Annotated in this window: 5 protein-coding genes; 1 reads left to right on the top strand and 4 read right to left on the bottom strand. The window is 67.9% G+C overall.

Annotated features, from left to right (window positions below):
- Positions 1 to 543: alpha-L-fucosidase (locus VMS22_21825; GenBank protein ID HXJ36685.1), on the bottom strand; the 543-nt coding region annotated here is incomplete at its 3' end.
- Positions 544 to 768: 225 nt separating this feature from the next.
- On the opposite strand from VMS22_21825, the gene VMS22_21820 reads away from it, so the two are divergent.
- Positions 769 to 1,623 (top strand): lysophospholipid acyltransferase family protein, encoded by an 855-nt coding sequence (locus VMS22_21820; GenBank protein ID HXJ36684.1) that lies wholly within the window; start codon positions 769 to 771, stop codon positions 1,621 to 1,623.
- A 133-nt stretch (positions 1,624 to 1,756) separates the two neighbouring features.
- Here the strand turns inward: VMS22_21820 and VMS22_21815 are convergent, their stop codons facing one another.
- From VMS22_21815 to VMS22_21805, 3 genes are read right to left on the bottom strand one after another with little or no spacing between them, the layout of a single operon-like run.
- Complete coding sequence (locus VMS22_21815; protein ID HXJ36683.1) at positions 1,757 to 2,146, bottom strand: cupin domain-containing protein; 390 nt, start codon at positions 2,144 to 2,146, stop codon at positions 1,757 to 1,759.
- A 19-nt stretch (positions 2,147 to 2,165) separates the two neighbouring features.
- A complete protein-coding gene (locus VMS22_21810; GenBank protein HXJ36682.1) occupies positions 2,166 to 2,924 on the bottom strand; it encodes an SDR family oxidoreductase in 759 nt (252 codons plus the stop codon).
- A gap of 12 nt (positions 2,925 to 2,936) precedes the next feature.
- Positions 2,937 to 3,725 (bottom strand): alpha/beta hydrolase, encoded by a 789-nt coding sequence (locus tag VMS22_21805; GenBank protein HXJ36681.1) that lies wholly within the window; start codon positions 3,723 to 3,725, stop codon positions 2,937 to 2,939.
- Position 3,726: the final 1 nt, after the last annotated feature.

The following is a 3,726-nucleotide window of genomic DNA, read 5'->3' as shown; positions in this document are numbered from 1 at the left end:
CGGGTCGATCGTGAGCTCGGCCCACGCCGGGATCGTGAAGATGCCCCAGTGGATCATGATCCCGAACTTGGCGTCGTCGAACCAGCGCGGCAGGGGATGCGTGTCGAGCGAGGCGCGATCGGCGGTGTAGGGTATGGCCGGCGTCGTCGCGTCGAGGATCCCGTCGCCGCAGTCGGCGACCGTGGCGTCGACCGCGCGCCGATAGCCGCGCGCGGTCACCACGCCCGAGAGGCGGGAGCAGCCGTCGACGATCTTGGCCCGGAACCGGACCGGGCCCGCGAAGCCGGGACAGCTCTCCCAGCGCGCGCGCACCGAAGTCACACCCGAGCGGCTCGCCCGGATGCGGGTCGGCGCGACGAGCGGGCACACGTCGCCCAGACCGATGCGCGTGCCCACGTCGACCGTGTCGGTCGTCGGGTCGATGCCGACCGGCGCGCCGCTGACGGCGTAGCGCGCGTCCCGGCAGGGCGGGGGCTTCAGCGCCGAGGCCGTGCCCACGGTCGCGACGATCAGGAGGAGGGAGGGGAGGCGCCAGCAACGCATGGTCTGGTGCTACGCTGCCGGCGGCCGCCACGGCAACCCCGAAGTGGATGAATGTCCGGACGACGATCCCGGCGACCGCCGGGTTGGACGGGATCCTCGAGATCAATCGCGTGACGCGAGAGGTGTGCTCACTCCTCCTGGTGTGTATCTTTCGATCGTGGTCGTGACGATCGACGAGCACCCCGAAGTCCGGGCGGGCGATCGCTGAGCGACGGGACGCGCTCCATGGACTCCCCCGACGTCGACTTCGAGCCGATTTCGTCCGATTCCCTGCGCAGCGTCGCCGAGCCGCTGCGGCGGCTGTTCTCTCCCGTAGCGATCGGCCTCGAGCACGTCCCGCGCGAGGGAGCCGTGCTGATCGCCGGCAATCACACCATCTATGGGCTCGTCGACATCCCGATGCTGGGGCTCGCGATCCTGAACGGGACGGGCCGCCTGGTCCGCGGGCTCGGCGACCACAACCATTTCGCCGTGCCGGTCTGGCGCGACGTGCTGCGGCGGCTCGGCGCCGTGCACGGCACCCGCGAGAACTGCGCCGCGTTGTTCGCGAAAGGCGAGGCCGTGCTGGTCTTCCCCGGCGGCGGACGCGAGGTGATGAAGCACAAGGGCGAGCGCTACAAGCTGATCTGGAAGGAGCGCGTCGGCTTCGCGCGGCTCGCGATCGAGCACGGCGTGCCGATCGTCCCGCTCGCCTCGGTGGGCGTCGACGACATGTTCGAGATCGTTGCCGACGCCGTGGACCTGCTGCGATCGCCCGTGGGCGATCTGTTGCGAGCGCTCGGCATCACCGAGCAACGCTGGTTCCGGGGCGGCGAGATCCTGCCGCCGCTCTCGCGCGGGAAGGGCCCGCTCGGGCTGCCACGCTTCGAGCGCCAGTACTTCCTGTTCGGGCCACCGATCGATACCCGCTGCTGGGCCGGCCGGCACGAGGATGCGACGGCCTGCCGCAAGCTGCGCGACGAGGTCGCCGCCGCCATCGAGATGCAGATCGCCGACCTGCTCGCGGTGCAGTCCGCCGATCCGGAACGCTATCCCCTGCAGCGCCTGCTCCGCCGCATCGCCGCGCGGCTCGGTGCCTGAGCGCGTCCCGGAATCATCGCGACGCTCCCGAGCAGGCTGCCGAGTCCATCACGAAGCCGTACTTCTTGCGCATCGACGCCTCCGCGTCGGGGTCTCGTGCCCCATCGGCTCACCCGCCTGGTCCCTCCAACGGTCACTCTACTGGCACGAGCGCCGGAGCGCCTTTGTCCTTGATCAAGAACACCACGAATTTCGCCGGCTTCGTGCCGCTCGCGTTCCGGTCAACGACATGAACATCGTCGGGCCCTTCATAGAAGGCCTGTCCTGGTGTCAGTGTTACCTCTTTTCCACCCTTCACCTGCATCACGACGGACCCCTCCAGCACGTAAAGCATCGCATGTGCATTGTGTCGGTGCATGGGGTTCGACCCGCCAGGCGCATGCTCTACCGTGATCATCTGAAGTTCCCTGCCGGGATTTTCGGGAAGATCTTTCGACATGAGCGACGTGACCTTGGCCTCCTGAGCCATCGCCCTGCCGCTCGTGAGGCAGAGCAGGACCGACGCAACGAGTTTGGTCGTCATGGTCGCCTCCTTCGCAGGATCAGACTCTTGCCTGTGAGCGGCGGCGGAGCCATTCGTCGAGACCGATGCGGCCGAGGCGCGCTTCGCCCAACGGTACGAGCGAGCGCTCCTCGACCCGGCCGCCCCAGTATCGCGCCTCGGGGTCCCTCACGACCTCACGCGGGTCGCCGACCTCCTTCAGATAGCGGGCGACGATTTCGTCGAACGGTGCTCGGTCCGGGCCGGCGATCTCGACGATGCCGTTGCGTGGCGCCGCGAGCGCCACGTCGGCGACGATGGCAGCAACGTCGTCCGCCGCGATGGGCTGGAACAGCCCGGGCGAAAGCCTGACCATGTTCCCAGCCGCACTCGAATCGGCGATGGCGCCGAGGAATTCCAGGAACTGGGTCGAGCGGATGATGGTGTAGGGGATGCGGGAGGCCTCGATCAGCTTCTCCTGGGCGACCTTGGCGCGGAAATAGCCGTTGTCGGGCGTCCGGTCGGTTCCGACGATGGACAGCGCGACGTGGTGCCGGACGCCGGCTGCGGCCTCGGCCGCGAGCAGGTTGCGGCCGGAGGTCTCGAAGAATTCGAGCACCGCCTTGTCTTCGAACGAGGGTGAATTGGCGAGGTCGATCACCACCTGCGTGCCGGCCATGGCCTCCTCGAGGCCCTCGCCGGTGATCGTGTTGACGCCCGTATTGGGCGAGGCGGCGACGACCTCGTGGTCGCCCTTGCGCAGAATGGCGGTGGTCTTCGAGCCGATCAGGCCGGTGCCTCCGATGATCACGATCTTCATGGGTTGCCCTCCCTAGCTCCGGAGGAACGCCAGCAGGTCGGCGTTGACCTGATCCTGATGCGTGGCCGTGAGGCCGTGCGGCGCGCCCGGATAGTAGATTTCCTTCGCGCCCTTGATGAGCCCGGCCGATTTCCTTGCCGAGTCCTTGACGGGGACGATCTGGTCGTCCTCACCGTGCATGACCAGGGTCGGGACATCGAACTTCTCGAGGTCCTGGGTGAAATCCGTCTCGGAGAATGCCTTGATGCTCTCGTAGGCGTTCTTGAGGCCGGCCTGCATGCTCCAGAGCCAGAACTGATCGAGCGTGCCCTGGGAGACCTCGGCACCCGGCCTGTTGGCGCCATAGAACGGTCTCGCCAGGTCCTTGTAGAACTGTGAGCGGTCTCTCGTGATCCCGTCGCGCAGCTTGTCGAATACCTCCATCGGCAGGCCGTCCGGATTGGCCGCCGTCTTGAGCATGATCGGCGGGACGGCGGCGACGAGGACTGCCTTCGCGACTCGCTTCGTCCCGTGGCGGCCGATGTAGCGCGCCACTTCGCCGCCACCGGTGGAGTGGCCGACGAGCGTGGCGTCCTCGAGATCGAGGGCCTCGATGACGGCGGCGAGATCGTCGGCATAGCCGTCCATGTCGTTGCCCGACCACGCCTGGGTCGATCGGCCATGGCCGCGACGGTCGTGCGCGACGACGCGGAAGCCCTTCTGCGCGAGGAAGAGCATCTGGCCGTCCCAAGCGTCGGAGCTCAGCGGCCAGCCGTGCGAGAACGTCACGACCGGGCCCTTGCCCCAGTCCTTGAAGTAGATC

Source organism: Candidatus Eisenbacteria bacterium, from assembly GCA_035577985.1.
GTDB lineage: Bacteria > Desulfobacterota > Binatia > DP-6 > DP-6 > DATJZY01.
This window is presented reverse-complemented; position numbering and strand designations above follow the sequence as displayed.